The 24,548-nt window shown below is 49.6% G+C and carries 25 protein-coding genes and 1 tRNA gene; 14 read left to right on the top strand and 12 right to left on the bottom strand.

From position 1 onward, the window contains the following. Positions 1-20 precede the first annotated feature (20 nt). Entirely contained in the window at positions 21-293 is a 273-nt protein-coding gene (locus tag AC3WQT_RS25125) for a hypothetical protein (protein ID WP_492708173.1), read from the top strand. A gap of 256 nt (positions 294-549) precedes the next feature. Then, positions 550-1,722: a serine hydrolase domain-containing protein gene (locus tag AC3WQT_RS25130; protein WP_492708175.1), complete on the top strand. Its 1,173-nt coding sequence runs from the start codon at positions 550-552 to the stop codon at positions 1,720-1,722. A 17-nt stretch (positions 1,723-1,739) separates the two neighbouring features. On the opposite strand, the gene AC3WQT_RS25135 is transcribed toward AC3WQT_RS25130, so the two are convergent. From AC3WQT_RS25135 to AC3WQT_RS25145, 3 genes are all read right to left on the bottom strand, one after another. Then, on the bottom strand, positions 1,740-2,111 hold the full coding sequence (locus AC3WQT_RS25135) for a hypothetical protein (RefSeq protein ID WP_492708177.1): 372 nt from the start codon (positions 2,109-2,111) through the stop codon (positions 1,740-1,742). Between the two features lie 92 nt (positions 2,112-2,203). Beyond that, entirely contained in the window at positions 2,204-2,596 is a 393-nt protein-coding gene (locus AC3WQT_RS25140; RefSeq protein WP_492708178.1) for an MAPEG family protein, read from the bottom strand. Between the two features lie 142 nt (positions 2,597-2,738). Continuing rightward, positions 2,739-3,698 (bottom strand): ribonuclease Z, encoded by a 960-nt coding sequence (locus AC3WQT_RS25145; protein WP_492708179.1) that lies wholly within the window; start codon positions 3,696-3,698, stop codon positions 2,739-2,741. Positions 3,699-3,858: 160 nt separating this feature from the next. On the opposite strand from AC3WQT_RS25145, the gene AC3WQT_RS25150 reads away from it, so the two are divergent. Then, on the top strand, positions 3,859-5,139 hold the full coding sequence (locus AC3WQT_RS25150) for a GNAT family N-acetyltransferase (protein ID WP_492708181.1): 1,281 nt from the start codon (positions 3,859-3,861) through the stop codon (positions 5,137-5,139). Positions 5,140-5,194: 55 nt separating this feature from the next. On the opposite strand, the gene sodC is transcribed toward AC3WQT_RS25150, so the two are convergent. After that, on the bottom strand, positions 5,195-5,707 hold the full coding sequence (gene sodC / locus AC3WQT_RS25155; protein ID WP_492708183.1) for a superoxide dismutase [Cu-Zn] SodC: 513 nt from the start codon (positions 5,705-5,707) through the stop codon (positions 5,195-5,197). A 222-nt stretch (positions 5,708-5,929) separates the two neighbouring features. Next, a complete protein-coding gene (locus AC3WQT_RS25160; RefSeq protein ID WP_492708184.1) occupies positions 5,930-6,655 on the bottom strand; it encodes an ArsR/SmtB family transcription factor in 726 nt (241 codons plus the stop codon). A 75-nt stretch (positions 6,656-6,730) separates the two neighbouring features. Between AC3WQT_RS25160 and AC3WQT_RS25165 the strand changes: the two genes are divergently transcribed. From AC3WQT_RS25165 to AC3WQT_RS25175, 3 genes are all read left to right on the top strand, one after another. Further along, positions 6,731-7,114 (top strand): RidA family protein, encoded by a 384-nt coding sequence (locus AC3WQT_RS25165; RefSeq protein WP_492708186.1) that lies wholly within the window; start codon positions 6,731-6,733, stop codon positions 7,112-7,114. Between the two features lie 307 nt (positions 7,115-7,421). Next, entirely contained in the window at positions 7,422-10,382 is a 2,961-nt protein-coding gene (locus AC3WQT_RS25170; protein WP_492708188.1) for a hypothetical protein, read from the top strand. 80 nt (positions 10,383-10,462) lie between these two features. Further along, positions 10,463-11,161 carry a phosphodiester glycosidase family protein gene (locus tag AC3WQT_RS25175; RefSeq protein WP_492708190.1) on the top strand — a complete coding sequence of 233 codons (699 nt, stop codon included), beginning with the start codon at positions 10,463-10,465 and terminating at the stop codon, positions 11,159-11,161. Between the two features lie 387 nt (positions 11,162-11,548). Here the strand turns inward: AC3WQT_RS25175 and AC3WQT_RS25180 are convergent, their stop codons facing one another. Then, on the bottom strand, positions 11,549-12,124 hold the full coding sequence (locus AC3WQT_RS25180; protein WP_492708192.1) for an STM3941 family protein: 576 nt from the start codon (positions 12,122-12,124) through the stop codon (positions 11,549-11,551). A gap of 321 nt (positions 12,125-12,445) precedes the next feature. Between AC3WQT_RS25180 and AC3WQT_RS25185 the strand changes: the two genes are divergently transcribed. Further along, positions 12,446-12,820, top strand: coding sequence for a VOC family protein (locus AC3WQT_RS25185; protein ID WP_492708194.1), 375 nt, complete (start codon positions 12,446-12,448; stop codon positions 12,818-12,820). A 44-nt stretch (positions 12,821-12,864) separates the two neighbouring features. Here AC3WQT_RS25185 and AC3WQT_RS25190 read toward each other — a convergent pair whose 3' ends face one another. Together AC3WQT_RS25190 and AC3WQT_RS25195 are read right to left on the bottom strand one after the other, a co-directional pair. Further along, positions 12,865-13,371 carry a hypothetical protein gene (locus AC3WQT_RS25190; RefSeq protein WP_492708196.1) on the bottom strand — a complete coding sequence of 169 codons (507 nt, stop codon included), beginning with the start codon at positions 13,369-13,371 and terminating at the stop codon, positions 12,865-12,867. A gap of 189 nt (positions 13,372-13,560) precedes the next feature. Further along, positions 13,561-13,635, bottom strand: a tRNA-Arg gene (locus tag AC3WQT_RS25195). Positions 13,636-13,811: 176 nt separating this feature from the next. Here AC3WQT_RS25195 and AC3WQT_RS25200 point away from each other — a divergent pair. Together AC3WQT_RS25200 and AC3WQT_RS25205 are read left to right on the top strand one after the other, a co-directional pair. Continuing rightward, a complete protein-coding gene (locus tag AC3WQT_RS25200) occupies positions 13,812-15,722 on the top strand; it encodes an ATP-binding cassette domain-containing protein (RefSeq protein ID WP_492708198.1) in 1,911 nt (636 codons plus the stop codon). Between the two features lie 196 nt (positions 15,723-15,918). Further along, a complete protein-coding gene (locus AC3WQT_RS25205) occupies positions 15,919-16,674 on the top strand; it encodes an SDR family oxidoreductase (RefSeq protein ID WP_492708200.1) in 756 nt (251 codons plus the stop codon). A gap of 2 nt (positions 16,675-16,676) precedes the next feature. Here AC3WQT_RS25205 and AC3WQT_RS25210 read toward each other — a convergent pair whose 3' ends face one another. Further along, positions 16,677-17,210, bottom strand: coding sequence for a thioesterase family protein (locus AC3WQT_RS25210; RefSeq protein ID WP_492708201.1), 534 nt, complete (start codon positions 17,208-17,210; stop codon positions 16,677-16,679). An 89-nt stretch (positions 17,211-17,299) separates the two neighbouring features. Continuing rightward, positions 17,300-18,007: an SDR family oxidoreductase gene (locus tag AC3WQT_RS25215; protein WP_492708203.1), complete on the bottom strand. Its 708-nt coding sequence runs from the start codon at positions 18,005-18,007 to the stop codon at positions 17,300-17,302. A gap of 301 nt (positions 18,008-18,308) precedes the next feature. Here AC3WQT_RS25215 and AC3WQT_RS25220 point away from each other — a divergent pair, with 301 nt between their 5' ends. Then, positions 18,309-18,977, top strand: a complete 669-nt coding sequence (locus AC3WQT_RS25220; RefSeq protein ID WP_492708205.1) for a hypothetical protein — start codon at positions 18,309-18,311, stop codon at positions 18,975-18,977. 65 nt (positions 18,978-19,042) lie between these two features. On the opposite strand, the gene AC3WQT_RS25225 is transcribed toward AC3WQT_RS25220, so the two are convergent. Together AC3WQT_RS25225 and AC3WQT_RS25230 are read right to left on the bottom strand one after the other, a co-directional pair. After that, entirely contained in the window at positions 19,043-19,579 is a 537-nt protein-coding gene (locus AC3WQT_RS25225) for an isochorismatase family protein (RefSeq protein WP_492708207.1), read from the bottom strand. A 110-nt stretch (positions 19,580-19,689) separates the two neighbouring features. After that, complete coding sequence (locus tag AC3WQT_RS25230; protein ID WP_492708209.1) at positions 19,690-20,556, bottom strand: LysR family transcriptional regulator; 867 nt, start codon at positions 20,554-20,556, stop codon at positions 19,690-19,692. A 126-nt stretch (positions 20,557-20,682) separates the two neighbouring features. On the opposite strand from AC3WQT_RS25230, the gene AC3WQT_RS25235 reads away from it, so the two are divergent. From AC3WQT_RS25235 to AC3WQT_RS25250, 4 genes are all read left to right on the top strand, one after another. Beyond that, entirely contained in the window at positions 20,683-21,675 is a 993-nt protein-coding gene (locus tag AC3WQT_RS25235) for a quinone oxidoreductase family protein (RefSeq protein ID WP_492708211.1), read from the top strand. Position 21,676: 1 nt separating this feature from the next. Continuing rightward, positions 21,677-22,207, top strand: coding sequence for a lipocalin-like domain-containing protein (locus tag AC3WQT_RS25240; RefSeq protein WP_492708212.1), 531 nt, complete (start codon positions 21,677-21,679; stop codon positions 22,205-22,207). Between the two features lie 152 nt (positions 22,208-22,359). Continuing rightward, on the top strand, positions 22,360-23,442 hold the full coding sequence (locus AC3WQT_RS25245) for a YjgN family protein (protein WP_492708214.1): 1,083 nt from the start codon (positions 22,360-22,362) through the stop codon (positions 23,440-23,442). Further along, positions 23,439-24,446, top strand: coding sequence for a M48 family metallopeptidase (locus AC3WQT_RS25250; protein WP_492708215.1), 1,008 nt, complete (start codon positions 23,439-23,441; stop codon positions 24,444-24,446). Before AC3WQT_RS25245 ends, AC3WQT_RS25250 begins: the two co-directional genes overlap by 4 nt. The last annotated feature ends 102 nt before the right edge of the window (positions 24,447-24,548 follow it).

Genomic DNA, 24,548 nt, shown 5'->3' on the forward strand with positions numbered 1-24,548 from the left:
TCAGATATGACGTAATCACCATGGCAAAGTCAACCGCAGAACTGGCGGACGAATTATGTGAGAACAAACCTGCACGGCACAGCAATATCCGCAGCGCCGGCCTGGTTGTCCATCAGTGTCAGGCAATACGCGTCGGTGAGCTGACTCTATGGCGCTATTTCTTCCTGCGCCCACAAAGAAATGGCGCGGGACAAATATATAGTCTTGATCTTTACTCTGACCCGTCACATGCGACACAGGATCAGTTACTGCAAAAAAATATACTGAGACAACTGAAATTCACCCGGAAATAATAATGCCATATCCATGACGTGCAAGCCGTTAATCGCAACAAGTTTCGCCATGTAATACCTGTCGCTTTATAAAGCTATACCTTGCACGAAAACATAGTCTATTGACAAATAAGTAGCGATACTGCGCCCGCGCTGTAGTGCATCTGTGCCTCTGCAACTCTGCATTCAAGAATGACAGAGGCTATACATGACGCTGCCAATTCCCGTTTCTTCCTTGAAGATACTGATCGCATACTTTTTAGATAGGACTATGCATATGCATTTGAATTCCAGATTGATTACTGCCTGCTTGTGCGGCATGCTAGCCGCTTGTGGTGGTGGCTCCAACTCCTCAGCACCCACGACTACTCCAGCGGTGGAAGTACAAAAACCGGCAGCATTATTATCTGGAGACGCCTTGCGTGCGGAGCTTGAGCGATTCCGCAACAGTAATAACTTGCCTGCTGTTTCTGTAACTATCGTCAATCAAGACAAAGTAGAAAATGTCGTGGCAGGCACCAGACAAGTCAATGGTAGCCAGAATGTGCAAAGTACAGACTTGTTCCAGCTGGGCTCGCTGACGAAAGCCGCAACTGCTACCATGATAGGTCGCCTAGTAGAACAAAAGAAGATACGTTGGGATACGACAGTAGCAGAAACATTTCCAGCCTGGCGCACACAAATCCGCCCTGAGTATCTGAACGTCACAATAGAACAATTACTGCGCCATCGTTCTGGTCTGCCACGTGAAGTGAATGACGGCACCATAGAAAAAGCCTTGCCCTTGCTGACGGGTGACTTACTGGCAGACCGTCGTTCTCTCGCTGTCCTGTTGCTACAAGATGCTCCTGAATACCCGCCAAACAGCAAGATGCTGTATTCCAACATAGGTTATGCCCTGGCAGGCTTGATGGCAGAAGTTGCTGCTGGCGACAGCTATGAAAACCTGATGCAGAAAGAAGTGTTCGCGCCACTCAACATCAAAGGACGCTTTGGATTCCCTGAAGATGCGGGTGCCAATAATAATATTGGACATACCCTGGTCGCTGGCAACTGGAAAGCCACTCCAGCCGTGATCGATCCCCGCTATGCATTTTTTATCAATGCTGCCGGTGGCATGAATCTGAGCCTGGCCGACTACGGCGTTTTTTTGCGTGAACACCTGCGTGGCTTGCAAGGGCAAAGCAATTACCTGAATCAAGCCAATTTTCAATTGATGCATACACCTGTAGACAGCTATGGCCTGGGCTGGGGTGTCATGAACATCACGGGGCTGGGCAATGTCAGCGTACATAACGGCACAGAATTAACCTACTATGCCAGCAACAGAGTCATCCCCAGCAAGAACGTTGCGATTGCTATTGCCTGCAATTGCTATAACGAGACGACTATCAGCAAGCTGGATGATTTTGCTGACTCCCTGATGCTGCCGCTGATGCCTAAGCAATAGCAAATCTCAATACACCATCACGTATTATTTGTAGTCAGGAAACGCACCAATGCCAACGACAGTGCGAACACGTAGCCATTAATAAAACGCCCGAGCCGCAGACCTTGCCCATCACCCGCACGCCAGGCGGCAAAGGCGGCGGCCAGCAAACCCATCAATACCGGTGTCAAGATCAGATTGGCTATACGGCCCAGGCTATTATGGATAAAGGCTTGCGGAAATATCCATAAACTGACGAAGCCCGCCATGATGCCGAAGGCAATATAAATAATTGCAGTGACGATGGGTGACTGCGATTCACGCTCGCGCTTTCCTGCGCCTGAAGTAAATACTACTTCAAGAATCTCAAACACCAACTGCAATAGAACCTCAAAAATGAATTCAATCATGGCGCTTTATCTTTTTAAGAATGTCCAGGGCTTCGCTTCGATACGATAGAAACCAGAATGACGAAGACCCTTACTTTGGCCGCAGCAACGGTCTAATGCGCCAGCAATTGCACAGCAACCATGGCCTGAGCTACAACACCAGCCAAAAAAGCCAGGGTACGAACCCAGGGTATGCCCAAGGTATAGCAGACCGCATGTACCAGACGGGCAGCAAAAAACAGCATGCTGGCATTGGCGACCATCGCATTGGAAATATTCGCAGCGTTTGCCAGCAGGACAAGAGTAGCAAACACCACCAGATTTTCTACTGCATTGCTATGCGCTTTCATCATGCGTACGGCCCATTTTGATTGCGGCTTGCCATTATCTGGATAGCCGACAGCGGCTAACAGGCCACAGGTCAGTACGCGGTCAAGAATATAGGGTATCCACAATACGCCAGTCAGTATGGTGACATAGCTCAGGTATAGCAATTCTGTTTTCATGCTCGCTCCTCGTCTCAGGTTGGACTATCGTTGACCGGTTGACCATGATAGCCCTCCGGTGCCAGCGATTATGCTATGCCAACGAGCGCTTGTGCTTATTTCTTCAACAAGTTGGGCATTTGGCCCGAAATCACCACTTTTTTTAAGAAATCCTGCTTAATACTCCATTCTTGTCCAGGCGAAAACGCGCAAAATCCTCTGCCAGAAACAGATTACCCTGATAATTCGCCCTGGCCTCTGCCTCGATATCGCCTATGTAGGGTGATTTTTCACTGTCATGCTGATAGCGTGCGCTGAAGTGTGTCAACACCAGATTGGGCAAAGCAGCCGTAGCCGCAAAGCTGGCGATGGCAGCAGCAGAGCAGTGCTGGACACGTGCGCCAACCTTCTCTGCTACATCTTCTGTATAAGTCGCTTCATGCACCAGCACTTGTGCTTGTTGGCTCGCTTCCAGTAAAAGCCCGGGCTGGTCATTGTCACCACCGACGATGATGCTGCGCAAGGGATAGGGGTGATGCAAATAGTCGCGGCTGACCAGAGTTTTTCCATCGTGAATGACATCTTCACCTTTCTTCAAACGTCCCCACAATGGCCCTGCCTGTACTCCCTCAGCTTGCAATTTGGCCGTATCCAGCACCGCAACGGTATGGTTTTCGCTGAAGCGATAAGCATGTGTGGGCACACGGTGCGATAACTTGATTGCGTGGACATTCACTGCATGATCCTGCCACACATCCATATTCTCAACGTCCGTGAATACCAATTCATAGGGCAAGAAAGATTCTGACATCGCATGGGTTACCTGCAGCCAGTTTTGTATGCCTGCCGGTGCAATGATGTGCAGAGGAGTTTTACGACCATTCATGGCGGCGCTGGCCAGTAAACCCGGCAAGCCATAACAATGATCGCCATGTGTATGGGTAATAAAAATCGCCTGTAAACCGTGTACGGATAACGAGGTGTTCAATATCTGATGCTGGGTAGCCTCACCACAATCGACCAGATACCATTCACTGCCCTGGTCTGACAATAAAGCCAGGCCAGTGACATTACGTTGACGGGTTGGTGCACCTGCTGAGGTGCCTAAAAATAAAATATCCACGAATTCCTTAAACTTGATTCTCTGTTTTGCCTGCTGACTGCATGAGAACTATGGGAAATCAGCCTTGTTGCAAATTCTAACAATACAGTCTTTCGCATACTGTTCCATATACTGATTTACGCTTATGATGCAAACTCACAATTCATTGTAGGTCTGAAACATGAAAATTCCTGCTGCCCTGCAGTCCATTACCAACGCCTTGAAAGAACGCCAAAAAGAACGCAAGCGTCTGCGGGGCCCTGCTGACTTGTATTATGCCATTGCCGATTCCATCAGCATGCTAGATGCCGCATCATGGCAAGAACTGGCAGCACAATCCGGCTTTTTCATGTCGCTGGAATACCTGAGCGCACTTGAGCAGGTATTGCCACTAAACCTGTCAGCCCGCTATGCCCTGATTTTTGACGGCACAGGTGCAGACCGGCAACCGGTCGCCGCCGTATATATGCAGATTGCCGATATCAGCCTGGCACAAGCACGACCAGAAAAGGCGGCTGACACAGATAAAAAATGGGCGCTACCACTGGATCAACTGGCACAACACGCCAGGCAACGCATACTCAGTTGCGGCAACTTTCTGACCTTCGGCCAGCATGGCATTGCCTTTGCCAAAAATGTCGATCCAAAACTGGCATGGCATGGCGTAGTGGAAGTATTGTACCGCGTGCGCCAGGCAGAAAAGCTGGCGGGTAAAACCCATTTCGTCATGATCAAGGATTTACATGATCCCTACATCGATCAGGCCGCACATCTGGAGAACCTCAGTTACCGCTATGTAGAAACCGAACCCAATATGGTGCTGGACCTGGCACCAGCATGGAAAAATTACGACGACTACCTGGCCAGCCTTGCATCCAAATACCGCAGCAATATCCGCAATGCCATACTCAAACCCATGGATGAGGCCAATTGCAGTCTGGAGCGGCTGGATGACCTGACACCAGTACTCGACGATATCTTTGCGCTATACAAGGCGGTACAGGTAAATGCTGACTTTCGCCCATTCGAACTATTGCCAGAATATTTTCCTGTATTACAGGCAGCTGCTGGCGACAAATTCCGCTGCAGCGTCATCAGGCGAGATGGCCGCTTGCTGGGCTTTTTGATTTCTGTCGCCGATGGCGAAACCGCGATTGCTTATCACATAGGCTTTGACCGTGCCGCCGCTGAAGAACTGCCAATTTACTTGCGCCTGCTGCATGCAGGTATTGCTGATGCGATAGACCTGGGTTGCAAGCGCATTTCCTATGGCCGCACTGCGCTGGAACCCAAAGCTGCACTGGGTGCCAAGCCGCAAACCTTTGGTGTATTTGTGCGTCACCGTCAGCCCGTACTGAACAAACTCATGAAACGCCTGCTCCTGGGTATAGAACATGAAGATGCGCCCGACCGCAATCCCTTCAAGAAAGAAAAAGCGGCCAAGGCTGAAGCGCAAACCTGACCAGCTTAAGCCCTGCTGCCTTGACTATACGAGACAGGCAGCAGAGTTATACAACTCAGGATACGCCGCAAACGACGCGCGCACCACCGCCACCCAATACCGCCGGATGATCAGAGTGATTATCACCACCAATATGTATCATCAGTGAACGACCTTTGAGGTCAGCCAATTTCAAACGTGGTGCCAATACAGGCTGGCTGGCATTGCCACTCGCGTCAACATACAGAGGTGGCAAATCACCCGCGTGGCCATCACCCCATGGTGTGCCATGACGATTGCTGTTTTCTGGATCATAGTGGCCGCCTGCACCCAATGCCGCGACCAGTTTGCCGTCTTTTTCTTTGGCACTGCAATCCGCATTCTGGTGTACATGGAAGCCATGCAAGCCAGGAGTCAGCCCTGTCAACGCAGGCGTAAACACCAGGCCGTATTTGCTTTCAGAAACTACAACCTGTCCCAGCTTAGTGCCGACACCTGTTTCATTCACCTGGTTCATGTTCACGGTCACATCAGCCGCTGCGATCAGTGGCAAGGCGCTTAACAAGCAAAAAATTAATTTGGTTTTCATGAAGTTATTACCTTAAAGAAATTCAATCAACGTTAGAACGCATTTCGTCAATCAGATGGAATGCGTTCTATTGGCGTACGGGGTGAAAATATACGCGACTGGCATGCGATTGGCAATTTCGAAACCGGGCTAAGAGCTCAGGATTACATGGTGTTACAAATAAGTAGTGATGCTATTGCTCTGTGGCAGCTTGATTTCAGTGCGTAGTCAAGAATGTTCGAATTATGCCTCAAGAATTTGCCGCAAAGCCTGCTGGCCCTTGGGCGTGACGCTGACTACCCGCGAGCGTGGGGTACGCAATATCCAGGCTTCCCTGACAAACAAGTCCAGTAATTCAGCACCCAGCACCCCAGCCAGATGCGGTCGGCGCTGCGTCAAGTCTATACAGCAGCGTGCATACACGCGGCGACTCTTTGCATGTTCAGGACTTGTGACACCTATGGCGACTAGTTTTTCGCGCCCTAATGAGGTCAGTTTGAAATCATTGGTTTCCGGCTCCAGCCATTTTGCTTTTAACATGGCATCAAGTAATTGCACAGCCAATTCGCCAGCCAGATGGTCATAACAAGTCCGGGCATGTAAAAACTGGTGGGGCATGGTGCGCACCAACGCAGGTGGGGGCGGCTGACGCGATGCCTTAGTGGGAGTAGCCGCACCAAGAACTGCTATCGATTCTATGAGGCCAGCAGCTTCGGCGCTGGCAATACGAAAATACCGATGCCGCCCATGCGCCTGCGAAATTAACAGCCCACCGTCCACCAGCCTGGCCAGATGCGCGCTGGCTGACTGTGCTGACACATTTGCTGCAAATGCCAATTCACCTGCGGGACGTGTCGTGCCATCTATCAGTGTCCAGAGTATGGCTGCGCGTGCCGGGTCTGCCATCAAGGCGGCAATGCGGGGAATAATGCTGGGAATGATATCGGGAATGTTCTGCGCGTCGTCCATACTTCATCCTGGGCTGAAATGTCGGGATTACATCTTGCCCATAATGTACCTCACTATCCACAACGAAAGATGAACATGCATATCCCCCACAATATCGGTATCGCCAGCCAAATCGGTAAATACACAGACGCTCAGGAAGTCTCTGGCCACGCCAGGTGGTTATTCACTTCAGGTACATCTGGTCTGGATCAGGACGGCAATTTGCCAGAAGATATTATCGGTCAGGCTGATCTTGCCTGGCGCAATATTGTCCGTATGCTCGACAGCAGCAACATGACAACAGCGGATATCGTCAAAGTCACGCACTACCTGACCAGAGAATCTGATATTGCAGAGTACGTCAAAGTACGCAGCAATTATCTTGGTGATGCAAGGCCAGCATCCATGCTGATGATCATCCCCGCTTTAGTCAAACCAGGCTTTCTGCTTGAAATAGAAATCATCGCTGCCCAATATTGATACTTGCAAATCCTCTGCCCCCCTTTATCAAGCTCCGTAAAATGCCGGAGCTTGTCAACAATCTCTTCACTGACTGACCTGTTCAAGGCAACTCAATGCAAATTAAATAAGCCCCTGCGATTCCATCGCTTGTCGGAACTCATTTCATAAATACCATCGAAATTGCAAAAGATGTTTATATTGCGCTGACAGTCATGCCATTTCAATCACCAATTCGATTGATTTAGCCGCTAAATCACGTCGTACACTCGCAATTTCACTTCATTTAGCTGACAATGCATCTGATATTTTGCGCGTGGAGAATTGGGTGGAAATTGGGATGGACCTGTTGTGGAGTGTAGTCGTGACGGTCATCGCCGTCATATTGCTATTGCAAGTGCTGGTTCTGGTCATCAGCATGAACCGTTTACTAAAATTGCAGTTATGGACCCCTCGAAAAACGCCCAGCCTGCGCACGGCGAGTGGTGATCTTTTACCAGTACTGGATGCCGCCCGCACTGAAATGGAGCAAGCCGGTTTCCGCTATATGCATAGCTGGCGCGAACGCTCGATGATCGCGGCGGATGATATCCCTGCCAGCTATTGCGATGTCTATCACCACCTGGCGCAAGATGTGCACGCCGAAGTTTATCCCAGCGAATCGCCTCATGATCAACGCCTGTACACAGTCTATCTGTGGAATACTTATATCGATGGCAGGGCTTTGCTCACCGTCAATGGCTTGCTGCAAACCATGGTGCCTTATCCGGCGCGAGTTACCGTCATCAATGACAAAAGTGTCGACCTTGCGGGACAACTGACAACACACCTGCATGTACGTGAACTGATAACGGTACAACGCAGTGATCCCGCCGATGCACCGAAAATCGCACAAAACCTGGCTGAACGCTGGCTGGTACGATTAGACAGAGAGGCCAAGGTATATCAACGCGGCCAACGTGATGACGAGAAAATTTATGGCTTTCGTTTTTGGCCTTCGCTAAAAATGGCATGGCACATGCGCAAAGCCAGTACACATAAGTCAGTAAAATCCCCGGCCATCTCAACTACCACAAGACCCGTTACAGATATAACCGCCGCACGTCAGTTGCGCGACCGTTACTCTTTCGTGCGTACCCTGTGTGCCTTGCGCTCCATGCTGGCACCACGTTGGTATCAATATACGAGTTTTGCCTTGTCTGCCCTCGCCTTCCTGGCATTGGGTACGTGGTGGTGGGGTATTACCGGAGCATTGGTCATCGGTGGTGTCATTGCTTTGCATGAAGGTGGTCACTGGCTAGCCATGAGGCTGGCTGGCTTTCGTGACGTCCAGGTATTTTTTGTACCGGGAATGGGCGGTATCACCAGCGGTGAAAAGCATGAAGCCAGCCCCTTCACACATATGCTGGTCTATCTGGCCGGCCCCATGCCTGGGTTGCTGTTGTCTTTGGCCAGTATTGCGTTGATCGTCAAGGACCCAACAATCTTGAACGCAGCCTGGGGGCCGTATCTGACGATGGCAGCACTGGCCTCATTGCTGGTCAACGGTTTTAATCTATTGCCTGTACTGCCACTCGATGGTGGCCGCGTCATCGAATTACTGGTTATGGCACGCCTGCCCTGGTTGCGCTTTTTGTTTTCCATGTGCAGCGGTATCGCCATGTTGGCCTATGGCCTGTACATCAGCGACAGGATTGTGCTGGGTATTGGCATACTCGCGCTCATCAGTGCGCAATTTCAATACAAACTTGCCAGAGCAGCTTCACTTTTATCAAAACAAAATACCCAGACGCCCGATAGCAATAGAAATTTCGCCCAGGCTGCAGGTGACTTATTTGACTTTCTTGGTCATGCAAGTTTCAGCAAATGGAGCTATGCCAATAAGCTGGCTGTCGGTCAAACCTTATTACCACGCTACCTTGGCAGACAGCCAGGCTGGAAGGAAAGCAGCGCGGGGCTGGGTTTATATATTGCCTGTATAGTCTTGCCGGTGGCAGCCCTGTTCAGCTTAATCTATTCTGCACCAACGACCATGTTAAGCCTGGCAGGCCAGGGCCTGTCCTCTTTACTGGCATCCAGCGACGCCAGTAAGCCAGTAGAAATAAATGAGAATGAGGGCAAGGACGCAGCGCAGTCGTGGCAAGAAGAAAGAAAGGTACTCAGACAGGCACGTGCTGAAAAAATCATCGCAGCCCAAGGTAGTGAACGAGCTGGCATACTCAAATCTGCACTAGATGAAGCCAGTGACGGTGACGCCGAAGATGCACTGCGTATAGCAAAAATTTATTACGCTGAAAATAATAACTCAGTACGACCGACTTACCTGCATGCCGATGCCGCTTTTGCCATGGCGAGTGCAATACGCAACTGGTCAGATCAGGATGAGCCGGAAAATACCAAGAAAAATGAAGCTGATGTTGCCAATTATTTGCAAGAGGCTGAAGCCATTTTGCGTGCAAGATTGCATGCGCAAAGCGACAGAAATGATGCCCGTTTATTAGCCGAAGTTTTGCAGACACGCGACGTAGACCCAGATAATCCAGCGCAACTGATACTGAAGGAGGAAGTGGTCAGTCTGTTCGCCAAAGACAAGAACAAAGATGATACCCAGCTCTTGCAGGCACATCAGATGCTGGCGCGCGCCTACTATAAGACCGGTCGGGTTGATGATGCAGAACACCAGTTGCAAACCGCGGCAAGCGACTATGATTGTGACACCAAAGAAGTCGATGATTTTTTCTGTCACACTTTAAAAATAGACCAGGCCTGGTTGCTTGTCAGCAAAAAGAAATTTGCCGAGGCCCAGACTATACTTGGCAAGGTCGCCAACAAGGCAAAAGATCCTGTGCAAAACAATCTGGCAAATCTTGAGAGTCACCAAATAAAATGGATGATAGCCATGCTGCAAAAAGACTACCTGATGGCGAGGCAAGAAGCCATGGCAACGACACGGCTACATGCCCTGGATACAGGCAACTGGCTGATAAACTTGTTTATTCAACGAGCCCAACCTGCAGGCAATTTGCAATCTGACCTGATGTTGATAGAAAGTCTGCGTGCACAAGGTGATCAAGGCGAAGCGAACAAGATTGCTGAACGCCTGCTTGAAGTGCAGCGCAAAGCACGTGCAGAACCTGGCAACGTCAGATCTGCCAGCAGTGAGATAGCGTGCAGAATCAATTCTCATGGCAGCGCCTGGAAAAACCAGTTGCAGCAAACCCTGTTGAATATTGAACAAAGAGAAACCAGATGCACGCCACGTCTGGGCATGAGCCAAATGTCCCGTTAAATACATGACAGCAAATAAATCAATACCACGCTATTCTCCAATCACGAATCTTTTAATTTGGACATCTCACTTTGCAACCCATGAACAGAATATTATTGTTTATAGTAAGCCTGCTAGTCAGCTTGAGTTGTCAGGCTGCTGACCCTCGCTTCACTGTCATCAGTGTTGATACAGAACACGAGGAACTGCAACTATTCTTGCGTGATGAGACAGGCAAAGGTTTCAAGCGTTTTGATCAACTCAAGACCTGGCTGGCCACACGCAACAAGCAACTGGTCTTCGCGATGAACGCCGGCATGTACCACGCCAATTATGCGCCAGTAGGTTTGTTCATACAGAATACGGAACAACTGTTTGCACTCAATCTGGCAAATGGCTGGGGGAATTTTTTTCTGAAACCGAATGGCGTATTCCTGGTCAGCAAATCCGGCCCGCAAGTGATTGAATCATCAGAATATCCAGCAATAGCCAAGGATGTCTTGCTGGCGACCCAGTCCGGCCCTCTGTTGCTCAGGAATGGCGTAGTACACCCTGCCTTCAAACCCGACTCCAATTCACGTCTCAAACGTAATGGCGTTGGCGTGATCGGTAGCAAAGCCATTTTTGTGATCAGCGAGCAGCCTGTCAATTTTTATGAGATGGCGATATTCTTCCGCGATACTCTGCATTGTCAGGATGCCCTGTATCTGGATGGCAGTATTTCTGGCATCTATTCAGTGGAACTTAACCGGAATGATGTGACGGTAGATTTGGGACCGATTATTGGCGCAGTGAAGTAAAATTAATTTACCCGAACATTTAGAAAAAATACTCAAGCATGATTCCAGGTTACATAAAAAAGCGCAATCTTGCGGTTGCAATTTATCTCACTGGGATGTGCGTAATCATTTACCGCAGTCAGGTATTGGGACCAACCAAGAACGAGATATATTCCGGCATACTCGCATTTGTAGTGTATGGCGTGCTCATGGCAGCATGTTGGTTTTACTTAAAAGCAAAGAAGCGCTCTGGTGCCTGGCTGATACTCATGCCATTGAATATAGTGGCATTTATTATCTATGCATTGATGGAGGATCGCTCCAATCTGCCCGACAATATTCCCTGTCCAGCCTGTGGTGCGGCTAATTTCCCTGTGGATACTCACTGCAGATTATGCAAGACTGAACTCAAGCATGCGTAGGTGCCAGAGATTTAGCACTCGAATTTCCATATTTGTAAAAATAGGAATGGCTGATTTCCAACAACTCGTTAAATCCCAGTTTTAAGGAATTGGCTGAAATAACGACCGGGCTACCGCAGAGCTTATAATTCATCCTGTTCAGCATGCGCTTGGCAATACCCCCAGCCATGATGTAGCGCTCTGGTTCACTCACTCTGATCACCAGGGTTTTCTGGCTTTGTATTTCGAAAATACTGAAACCAAGAATTTCAGACCATGGAACAAAGCCAGCTGCAACGCCACTGCTGTTATCAACAATACCTGCCGAACTTAATATCAGGCCTGGTTTTTTATCAAGCAATTTTCTGATAGCGACCATGCCGCAAAGTCCAAAAAACAGAATTGCCGCCACGCCTATGCCATGCATGATGGCAGGGTTGTTATAACCACGCTGGGCTGCAATGTCAGCTGCATCAAGCTGCACCATCCAAAGACCCATCGCGACAAATATGACAGAACCAATAAGCAATGAGCGCAATTTGGTTTTGCTCAGTTCGATTACTTTTTCGTCATCGGCATCCATATACACCCTGTCTATAGTTAAAAGAAATTTAACGCCCTAAAAAAGAAATCCTAATGCAGTTTATTTAACTTGACCACATAAAAACATTGCTGAATATGCAAAATTATTATCAAAATGTATCTATGCTTGCAGTCTCGTACTGAAAGCTATTGATACCAGTTTTATGAATGCAACAATCGCAAGAAGCGAGGCAAAATCGTATTCAAAGACTGGGCCATTAAGACTTCACAAAAATTGCTCTATTTGAACTTTTCTGCTAACTTTTCAATTGGCATTTTTAAAACTAGTTTGCCCTCGTGCAAGCACACATCAGGATAGTCCATGTTTGATCACGTCAAATTCGGTGTCAGCGACTATGTCGCGAGCAAAACATTTTTCCTCAAGGCATTAGAACCGCTCGGGGTTGCTGTTGTAGCGGAGGGAGTGCCGACCTACGGTGTCGAGCTTTGCGCAAACGACGAGGTGTCATTGTGCCTGTACCAAACCGAAGAAAAGCCAGCCCATCTTCACCTGGCTTTCCAGGCCAAAAGCCGACAGCAGGTCGACGCCTTCTACCACGCGGCACTTGAAGCTGGAGGCAAAGACAATGGAGCGCCTGGTCTGCGCCCGCAATATCAGGGTAGATACTATGCAGCTTTTGTCATTGGCCCTGATGGCCACAACATCGAAGCGGTTTACCACGAACCAGAGAGTTGATTTGCACTTGAGGAGTTCCCCAGTAGCGCAGGGAACTAGCTTATTTAAAAATTACGTGCCGTTTCATGCCAGTAATGCGCGCTTTGCGATGTTTGCTTAACAACGGCATCGTCGGCTCTTGGAGACGGCCAGATAGACAAATGATAAAAATCCACGATTCCATCACCCCCTAGCGATTCGTGACCTAAATCCATGTCAAACGCGCAGTAGCGTACGCGATAACATCCCTTGGTCACAGGAATTCCACATACTTTATCCCCGTCCCAATTCATCACCGATATCGGCTTCTCACCAACGTCTAAAGACACTTCTACAATTTCTTCCCATTTTTCGTCGATAGGCGGTTCCGCATCAAAAACTTCCAAGGTGAATTCGACTTCACCAGTATGCAATCCAGTAATCAGAAAAAGTGTTCCAGAGATAGAGCCACCACACAATCCATTGGCTTGACCACGAAATGAATCGTCAAGCTCCAGGCCGTAAGTATCCATAGGCAAAACGTAGATTTGACCGAAATGAACCTTCACGGACCCTTGAAATATCTTAGCCATAGATTGATAACACTTGAACGTAGTGATTTGTCAATTAAGTTGCGGGCGAGTGAACGCAAAATTGACAGGAGAAAGCTTTTTAGAACAGGATCAGAATTACTTGAGCCATTTTTCGCTTAAAAATCCATTCTAAGCCATTGATTTTACTTGGATCATGTTTACCTGATGACCAAGTGGAGGAGTTGGGACTGGTCCCGCCGACAGGAATCGAACCTGTATCTTACGCTTAGGAGGCATACGTTCTATCCATTGAACTACGGCGAGACACGGTGAGAAATACCCGGTTTTACTTGTGCATTTCTCAATCAGCCCGCCATCTTACCTGAGCTTGGCCTAACAATCAATTCAGCAGATGAGTTTAGATGCCTAGCTAGCGTACAATACTGCTTTTCTCTAATTTATGTCCGTGCATCTTCCTGATGCCGGTTTCACAGGGTTTTATGGCAGTTATCTCATTAAGCGATGCCCAATTGGCATTCGGTCACGTTGCTCTGCTCGATCATGCAGAGTTTTCCATAGAAGCAGGCGAACGCGTAGGCCTGATCGGGCGTAATGGCACGGGCAAGTCCTCCTTGCTGAAGATTATTGCCCGCACATCCAAGATTGATGATGGCCTGCTGGTCATGCAGCAAGGCATCAAAATCGCCTATGTTGAGCAAGAGCCGCAATTTGACATGGAGCTTAGCGTGTTTGACGCAGTTGCATCCGGTCTGGGTGAGCTGCCTGCCCTGTTGCAGGAATATGAAGCACTGACCGGGCAGTTTGGCGGCGACAATGATGATGCCCTGATGGAGCGCATGCATGACATACAGGTAAAGCTGGATGCGGCCGATGCCTGGAGCCTGGGTAACAAGGTAGAAACCACGCTGGACAAACTGAACCTGTCGAAAGACGCTATCATGGGTACGCTGTCGGGCGGTATGAAAAAGCGCGTTGCCCTGGCTTGTGCGCTGGTCAGTGCGCCTGACGTCCTGCTGCTGGATGAACCAACCAATCACCTGGACTTTTCATCGATACAATGGCTGGAAGCTCTGCTGAAAGACTTCAAAGGCAGTGTGCTGTTCATCACCCATGATCGTAGTTTCCTGGATAATGTGGCGACCCGCATCATAGAACTGGATCGCGGCAAGCTGACTTCTTTCCCTGGCAATTTCACGACTTACCAGACCCGCAAGGCGGATTTGCTGGAAAATGAAGAAGTAGAAAACGCCAAGTTTGACAAGTTTTTGGCGCAGGAAGAAATCTGGATACGCAAAGGTGTCAAAGCCCGCCGCGTACGTGACGAAGGCCGCGTCAAGCGTCTGGAGCAATTGCGCCTGCAACGCAGCGCCCGTCGTGAACAGCAAGGCCAGGTCAAGCTGGATGTAGGCTCTAGCGAACGTTCAGGCAAGATCGTGGCCGAACTGGAAAATGTTAGTAAGAGTTTTGGCGAGAAAGTCATCATCGATGATTTCTCCAGCATTATTTTGCGTGGCGACAAGGTTGGGCTCATCGGCCAGAACGGTGCCGGTAAAACTACCTTGCTGAAACTGATTCTGGGGCAGGACGAGCCAGACAGCGGCACCATCAAACAAGGCAGCAAATTGCAGATCGCTTACTTTGACCAGATGCGTGCGCAACTCAATGAGGAAGCTAGCCTGGCAGACACGATTGCGCCAGGTAGTGACTGGGTAGAAGTGAATGGCCAACGTAAACATGTGATGTCTTACCTCGGTGACTTCTTGTTTGCGCCTGAGCGCGCACGCTCACCAGTTAAATCCTTGTCTGGTGGTGAACGCAACCGCCTGTTGCTGGCACGCCTGTTCGCCAAGCCAGCCAATGTATTGGTGCTGGATGAACCGACCAATGATCTGGATATCGATACATTGGAATTGCTGGAAGAATTATTGGAAGAATATACTGGCACGGTCTTTCTGGTCAGCCATGACCGCACCTTCCTCGACAATGTAGTGACCCAGGTTATTGTTGCTGAAGGCGAAGGCCAGTGGCGTGAATTTATCGGTGGCTACACTGACTGGGAACGCTATCGCAGCACCGTGCCAGCCGTCAAGGTAACAAAGACCGAGCAAAAACCAGCCGTGGCAGCAGTATCGACCATGAACGCGCCAGCAGCAGCCAAGCCGAAAAAACTTAGCTACAAAGAGCAGCGCGAACTGGAAGAATTACCAAAGCTGATTGCTGCACTGGAAGCCGAGCAGGCATCCATTACCGAAAAACTGGCCGATGCCAATCTGTATAAAAACGGCCCTGAGCAAGCCAATCAATTGAATGCACGCCATGCTGAAATTGATGAGCAATTGCTGGAAGCGCTGGAAAAATGGGAAGTGATAGAAGCACGGAGCAAAGGCTAATTACCCACAGCATCCCCCTCGCAACTGCAGGGGATGCATTACAGTGGGGTGCGTCATGCACACTCCCCAATCCGCAAAAAAAACTTCAAACTCTACGCCATCTGCGAAAAATCTTCATCCCGGTTACCATGCTATGACGAATTATTTTTCGCATTTTTGATGCATGATTTCACTCATCAAATAAGAAGGAGTAGCCATGACAAAAGTCGCAAGAGTTGCATTAGTCACAGGTGGCAGTCGCGGCATAGGTGCTGCTACTGCACAACAACTGGCCGCTGCTGGCTACGCAGTCTGCGTCAATTATCTGCATAATCATGAAGCTGCACAGCAAGTCGTGCAAGAGATACAGTCGCAAGGTGGCACTGCCATTGCCATCCAGACTGATGTTGCCAACGAAGTGGAAGTCGTGCGCCTGTTTGCTGAGATAGATGTGCGACTCGGTAAACTAGGTGCGCTGGTCAATAACGCAGGCATCCTCATGCAGCAATGCCGGCTGGAAGATTTGACGGCTGAACGCATCAACCGCCTGCTCAGCACCAATGTCACCAGTTATTTTTTATGTTGTCGCGAAGCAGTGAAACGCATGTCGACCAGGCATGGCGGTCAAGGTGGGGCTATCGTCAATGTATCATCGGCAGCAGCACGACTGGGTTCAGCCAATGAGTATATTGATTATGCGGCGACAAAAGGAGCGATTGATACCCTGACCAAAGGTTTGTCGGTAGAGGTGGCAGCTGAAGGCATACGTGTCAACAGCGTGCGGCCAGGTTTGATCTACACCACCATGCATGCCGATGGTGGCGAAGCCAACCGGGTTGAAAGACTGAAAACCAATGTCCCCATGCAGCGCGGCGGTGCACCGGAAGAAGTGGCATCAGCCATCAGCTTTTTGCTGAGTGATGCGGCTTCTTATATCACTGGCAGTTTTGTTGATGTGTCTGGCGGGCGATAATTTTATTCCGATGTGTTTCGTAATGATGCCATTGCTTCCAGCGCCTGGTTCCAGGCTAACAGTTGCGCGGACTGCTCTTCAAAACGCAAGCCCAGCAATTCAAATGGATCGACCGTTAAACGCCCGCGCTTGAATTTCATCTTGACCAGCACCTCGGCATGCAGCACATCACGCATATAAATTTCGTGCGAAAAATAAGCGCATTTATCATCTGCATGCAAGATGCGAGTGTCCACCCGCACTCGCTGAAACATATGCACAGGCTTCATAAAGCTGACAAGCTGCGACACATTGACAAAAACCGTTCCGCTACTCAGCATGGGCCGCAACAAAGCGGTTTCGATGACAAAGTCCAGTTGTGCTGATTCTGCAAGCTGGAAGTATTTATCACTCTTCAAAGTCCTGATGCCAGTATCCCATGGCGTAATCCAGAAATACGAAGTGACACGATCACCTGCAGTTGCACGGCGGCGGACTACGCAATAAGAAAACAAGGCCAGTACGACCGTCAGGAAGTTACGGATAAGTCCAGACACGGGCACGTCCTTTACCGGATTAGGAGCTTTGCATCATAACCCGACAAAGGCTGTCATTGCACTTCTACGCCAATTCACATCGCTGAACTTTATTGACCACCCTCACGCAGATAAGGTGCTGAATCCAGCGACAGTGCCCGCTTGACTTGTCGCGTAATTTCATCAGCAAATACTTCTTCGCGCCCCTGTGCTATTGCCTCCAGCACCTGACTTGCCACTTGCTGCGGGCTGGATTTCGGCATGGCAATATGCTGCGTCATGTCAGTGTCTATGAAGGCGGCATGCACTCCCACTACCAGCGTCCCCTGCCCGCGCAATTCATTGCGCAAACCATTGGTCAGTGACCATGCCGCAGCTTTGGAGGCGCTATAGCCATTAATGCCAGCCAAATTAATCCAGCTCAAGACCGAGAGCATGTTAACCAAGGCGCCACCACCATTGGCTTTCAGCACCGGAGCAAAAGCCTGGCTCATCGCCAGCATGCCAAAGAAATTGGTTTCAAACTGTGTGCGGATGGCGGTGGCACTGTCATCGGCAAGAAACGGCGATGGCTGGGCGATGCCAGCATTGTTGATGAGCAGGTTCACATCACCGCAAGCCTGGGCTGCCGCCACTACTTGCTGTTGATTGGTGATATCGAGTTGTATGGGGTGCAGGCCAGGCAATGTGATTTGCGCAGGGTCCCTGGCAGCAGCATAGACTTTTTTAACGCCGGCTTCCAGCAAGGCCGTGGCGAATGCCAGGCCTAAACCACGGTTAGCGCCGGTGACGAATGCGACGGTATTGTTAAGTTCCATGACTATTCCTTAAGTTAATTTAGATAAGACGGGTTTGATTAAGTTGATGTCACAAATGAAGCAATGAAGATTTCGGTTTTATCGATCAATTAATATCAATCAACTTGATTAGATTATGATCGTCATATTTTTAGATGTCAATCATCATTTAAATAAAATGGCCTGCAATCCTGACAAGGTATTTGCTGGATAATGTTACGCAATTTACAAATACTGGCAGCATCTCTGTCCTTACACCTCACCATTCACGCAGGCAGAATGCTAAAGTGATGTCTTTATTTCCCCTGCATTGGTTAACAGTATGCGTATCCCCGCTCTTGTTTCGCTCACCATCCCCTTGTTATTACAGGCCAGCGTCTTGCCTGGATATGCACAGGCGCAAAACCTGTATCGTTGTGGCAGCACCTATCAGGACAAACCCTGTGACGCCGGGCAGCCCAGTCAACTGATCAAGAAAAACCCCAGTCCCTCTACTTCAGACAAGCTTCCACTGGACGGCAATTGCGTACGCCGCGGCGAAGAAGCAAAGAAGGTGATCTGGTACAAGGAAGGCGGCGGTTTTCAAGATAAACTGCAGGCTGACGCTAAAACTGCCGAGCAACGCAAGATCATTGCAGATGTCTATGCCATGAAAGGCAACGCGAATGACATCCGCATAAAAATCGAAAGCGACTGCATGGCTGAGAAAGAAGCCGAGCGCAAATTTGGCACCCGTTCAAATGATGATGAAGTCAGCCGCCATCAGGCGGCAGAGCGCAAAGCCGTGAATGGTGAAACACCCAAAGACAGCAGCAAGCCAGATACCACCGAAGCTGCCCGCAAGCAAAAGCAATGTGAGGAAGTCCGCAAACAAATCAATAGCTTGCGTAGCGCTCAAAAAGCTGGCGGCTCGGCGCAGGAAATGGAAACCCAGGCGAATAGCAGGCGAGATATAGAGACCAGCTTGAAAGAATTGGGTTGTGCCAAATAAGTACGGTGCACATCCATCATCGTATGGAAGGTGAGTTGAACGAATACTCACCTCATGGAATGACATCAGAAGTGAGGGCCAAACACTTCTGATGTGGTGCGTACCATGACGCGACTATTGACGGGAGTGGCAATATTCGACCACACCCAATTGTGATGTTCGACTATTTTGTCTGCTTTCATATGAGGTCTGTCACCTGTCGTATGTGCATCCGACAAGGCAATCACGTCAAAACCATGTGAGGCTGCTGCGCGTATTGAGGTATCTACACAAAATTCAGTCGTCAGACCGCACATAATCAGAGTGCGGGCCCCTGTGATTTTCAGATGTGTGAGCAAACCCGTACCGGCAAAAGAGTCACAGGCAGTTTTATCGACAAATACATCGCCGGGGGTGAACGGCAATTCTTGTATGACTTCCCATCCGGCAGAACCAACCAATGCATCATCATTGGCGTGACGCACAAAGATGACCTGACCACCGTGTTCGCGGGTGTAGTCAGCCGCATGGCGGATACGGGCAATCACATTTGCCTTGTCAAAACGCGGGGTTACGCCATGTAACCAGGCATTTTGCATATCGATAATAATTAAAGTATTCATTTGGCAACACATCAAATGCCTAAAACCACATGATACTGCTTTCAGACCTTATGCGTGCAGTGCAGCAATATTAAGCTAGCGCTTATTTGATAAAATTTGCAAAAACCTCATCAAACCAGCGTAGCCTGCATCATTTCACTGGCAAACAAGGCAATCAAATGATCTGCCACTGCCCTCACCCTGGGTGAGCGCCTGACATCATCATGCATGACCAGCCAGAGCTTTCTTCGCAAGGGACAGGCTTCATGCTCAATAGAGCACAGGTCGCGATGGCTCTGGCGCAAATAATGGGGTATCACCGTTACTCCAAGGCCAGCAGCCGCACATTGTGCCAGTACCATCTGATCATTGCTGCGGAGTATGACTTTACGCTGCCCCAGATAATCTTCCAGCCACTGGTGATGGGGGGTGGCGGAATTTTTTTCGTAAGCTGCAAACTCCCAATCCTGCTGTTGATGTTTCTTCAGATAGGCTTTACTGGCATACAGCCCATAGCCTATGCTCGCCAGCGGTTTGATCACCAGACCCGCTGTTTGCGGGCGGGCCATTCTCAAAGCGATATCGGCCTCACGTTTGCCCAGGCTGACATGGTGGCGTTCGGCCAGCAATTCCAGTTCCACGCCTGTCAGGCTGGCACACAAATTTTTCAGTTGGGGGGCGAGTACAAAAGTGGATAGACTTGGCGGTGCAGAAATACGCACCACGCCTTCCATCTTGCTGGCACTGAGTGCTTTTCTCTCGAAACTGAACCAGCGTTCTTCCACTTCCCGTGCATACTCGACCAGCTCATGCCCCTCTGTGGTCAGTTGCCAGCCACGCACCAGTCTGTCGAACAGACGTAGCTTGAGTGCTGCTTCCAGCGTATCTATGCGGCGGGCAACCGTCGTATGTTCTACCTGCAGACGGCGGGCCGCCCCAGTCAATGTACCGCAATCGACCAGCGCCAGAAAATAACGTAAATCATCCCAATTCATCATGGTGCAATTATGCACAGTCCAGGCGAAATTTTCAGCAATTTTCTTTCTGGTTGAGTTTGACTAAGCTACACACCAGCAATTCAAACCACTAGATATATGTTCTGAACAATTCAGCAGAGAGAGAATATGCAAGCCATACAATTAGCTTTACAAGGCGGGCCAGAAGTACTTGCAGTACGCGACCTCCCCATGCCAGTTCCCAAAGAAGGCGAAGTATTGGTGCGTGTTGATTATGCCGGCGTCAACTACGCCGACGTATATCAACGCAACGGACAAAACCCGGCTACCCTGCCCTGCATACCGGGGGCTGAAGGCGCGGGTATAGTAGTCGAAGGTAATGCCGGACTGCCCCCTGGCACCAGCGTAGCCTGGTTGTCGCAGCCCGGTTCTTATGCTGAATACCTGGCTATTCCAGCCTGGAAACTGATCGCTTTGCCAGCAGAAATCAGCACAAAAGAAGCTGCTGCAGCGATGTTGCAAGCCGTCACCGTGCAATATTTATGTGAGACCAGTTATCGCGTGCAACCCGGCGATACAGTACTGGTGCACGCTGGTGCTGGCGGCGTCGGCTTGTTGCTGACCCAGGTCTTGAAACACAAAGGGGCAACTGTTATCAGTACCGTCTCCAATCCAGAAAAAGCAGCCTTGGCGACAGCTGCCGGGGCCGACCATGTGGTTTTGTATACGGAAACGGACTTCGTCACCGCCACCAGGGATTTGACACAGCAAAAAGGCGTGCACGTCGTGTATGACTCCGTCGGCTTGAACACCTATCTTGGCAGCATGGCAGTACTGCGCCCACTGGGCAGCCTGGTCTTGTTTGGGCAGTCCAGCGGTAACGTGCCGCCTGTCGATCCCATGCATTTATGCCGTCAGGGTTCACTGTTTTTTACCCGCCCCACACTCGCCCATCACATCGCAGATGCCGACAGCATCAAATACCGTAGTCAACGCGTTTTGGGCTGGTTACGAGAAGGCATATTGCGTTTGCGCATACATCAGGTCTATGCGCTGGAGCAAGCCGCACAAGCACATGCTGATCTCGAATCGCGTCATACCACAGGCAAATTGCTGCTGGCTGTCAGTGCTACTGCAAAAGCTGGATTAACCGGGAACTAATATGAATAAAATATTCAAGAATACCGCCAGTCTGATTGGCCTTGTTGCCATGAGTTTGCCAGCCTGCGCTTTCACGGAACAAGATATAGACAGAAATGAACAGGCGCAAAAATACCTGACGGGTACCTGGTCATTGATAGCCGCACCTGAAATCCGTGCCGATGGCAGCCGTGGCGAAACCTTTGGCCCAAATCCACAAGGTATGCTTATCATAGACGGCACTGGCCGTTACTCCTTGCAGATATACAAGGCAGAACGCAGCAAGTTTGCCGCAGGTGATAAACGCAAGGGCACAGAGTCAGAATACCGTGCAGCAGCCCTGGATACCAGTTCACACTATGGTCGCTGCTATATCGACACCGAGAGAAATGTACTTGTCTTCAGGATAGAGCATGCCTCCTTCCCGAATTGGGACGGCAGTGAACAGGGAAGGCAATTTGAGTTAAAGGCTGACGTACTTAGCTACCGGGTGCCAGCCAGCGCCAGTGGCAATGGCACTACTGCTATTTCCACCTGGAAAAAGATACATTAGCAAAGTTTTTAAATGCTTAATACTTCAGCTGCGGCTTGTGTTGAAACAGCCGCAGCCGGGTTGTCTTCAACGCTAATGCACTTGACTTAATACCAACCCCATGCGATCGTCCATGCTCTAAAAAAATTAAAGTACATGGGGAAAACACTCGCATGGATAGCTTTCAAAGCAATGACTTTTCAGCAAGTCAACAGACGCCATCTGGCACATTGCAACTTGAATTCAAGGGGAGCGGCAGCGAATATTTCCGCATCTGGATAGTCAATTTATTGCTGAGTATCATCACCCTGGGCATTTACTCAGCCTGGGCTAAAGTACGCCGCAACCGCTATATGTATTCCAGTACTCATCTTGGCGGCAGCAGTTTTGAATATCATGGCAATGCCATCGCCATACTCAAAGGTCGTATAGTCGCCTTTGTATTTTTCTTTGGCTATCAGCTGGCATTCAAATTCTCTATTGGTCTTGGCTTTGCCATGCTGTTGATGATGATCGTCATCGTGCCCTGGCTGGTCTGGAAAAGTTTGCAGTTCAAGCTGTATAACTCCAGCTACCGTGGCATACGTTTTGGTTTTCGTGGCAGTGCTGAACAGGCGTATACCACTTTTTTGCTTTGGCCCTTCCTGGCTGGTATCACTTTGTATTTGCTGGCACCTTTCTTCCACCAGCGATTGAAAAAATTCCAGCACAATGAAAGTCGTTTCGGTAGCACGCATTTTTCTTTTGATGCAAGAGTTGGTCAGTTTTACTGGGCCTATCTGGTCGGCATAGGCATTATGCTGGCGGGCATCATTGTTATTTGCGTAGGTTTCGGCAGCACTCTGCTTGCACTGAGTACTGGCATGCGTGGAGATAAATTCGATATTGGCGTAGCATCTTCATTTGGTCTGTTCATCTCTGCACTGTATTTCTGGATGTTCGCCATCTACCCCATCTTTTTGACTTTACTGCAAAACCTGATCTGGAATCACACCAAGCTGGGCGACCATCAGTTTAAAAATAATCTGAAATGGGGTCGCATGACTTTCATCGCCATTACCAATGTACTTGGCATTGTATGCACGCTTGGTTTGTTTATTCCGTTTGCACAGATTCGTTCCTTGCGCTACCGTGTTGAAAGCCTGGAGCTGGAAGTCAATGGCAGCCTGGACGATTTCATCGCCGAAACACAAGAGCAGGTCAATGCAACTGGCGAAGGCATGGCTGATTTACTGGATTTTGATTTATCTCTATGAATAAAGTTACCGCCATCTATTTTGATGGCAAAACCTCGCGCCTGCGTCATGTAGAATTTTCGGTGCAGGGCGACGTAGCCCATGTGCGCGAAATCACCAATGATTTGAATGAAGGTGTCACCCGCAGTTGCCCACTGGCAGAACTGCGGGTATCAGAACGTACCCGTCATGCTCCGCGAAAAGTCACGTTCAGCGATGATGCTTATCTGGAAATTACGGATCATGCTACCTTCAATGCGATGCTGGAAAGTACAGGTTATCAGGATTCTGCCGTTGTTCAACTCCAGCAAAGCTGGACAGGTACACTGGCAGCGTTGGCCGCTGTCATCATCACACTGACCCTGGGTTATGTCTATGGTTTGCCCGCCGCGTCACGTGCCGTGGCATTTTCCGTTCCGGTATCGGTAGAACGCAAGCTGGGTGATGGTGTGCTGGAGTTTTTGGACAAGCATATATTCCAGCCGTCAAAACTGCCTGCAGCAAGGCAAGCTGAACTGCGTACTCGTTTCCGGAGCCTGCGGCCACCACGCGATGGCAGCCCCACATATCAACTGGTGTTCCGCAAAAGTGCTATAGGGCCGAATGCCTTTGCCCTGCCATCTGGTGACATCATCATTACCGACGAAATCATTGCGTTGATGAAAGATGATGATGCAGTGATGGGCGTGCTGGCACATGAACTGGGACATTTACACGAACGTCACCTGACACGCCGCATCATACAAAGCTCGGCCGTGGGTGCTATTGCGACCCTGCTGTTTGGTGATGTCTCGGCAGTAATTGCCAATATTCCGACCGTGATGCTGGATATGAAATATTCGCGCGATGCCGAAACTGAGGCGGATGATTACGCCATGCAAATGCTGGATGCCAATGGCATCGCCCGTGAACATCTGGCAGTAGCGTTTGAAAAGCTGGAAGCCCTGGCACCTGGCGTGTCACCCTATATGTCCAGCCACCCTTCAGGCAGCGAGCGTGTCATGCGCATACGCGGCAATAACTGAGCCACGATCAAGTCTGGCATTAATCGCGGATCTTTGTCATTTACCGCAAGCGACATCGCTGACACTAAATAATCAGCACCTGTGACCACGGCGCTGATTATC

This window comes from Undibacterium sp. FW305-107 (genome assembly GCF_058788535.1).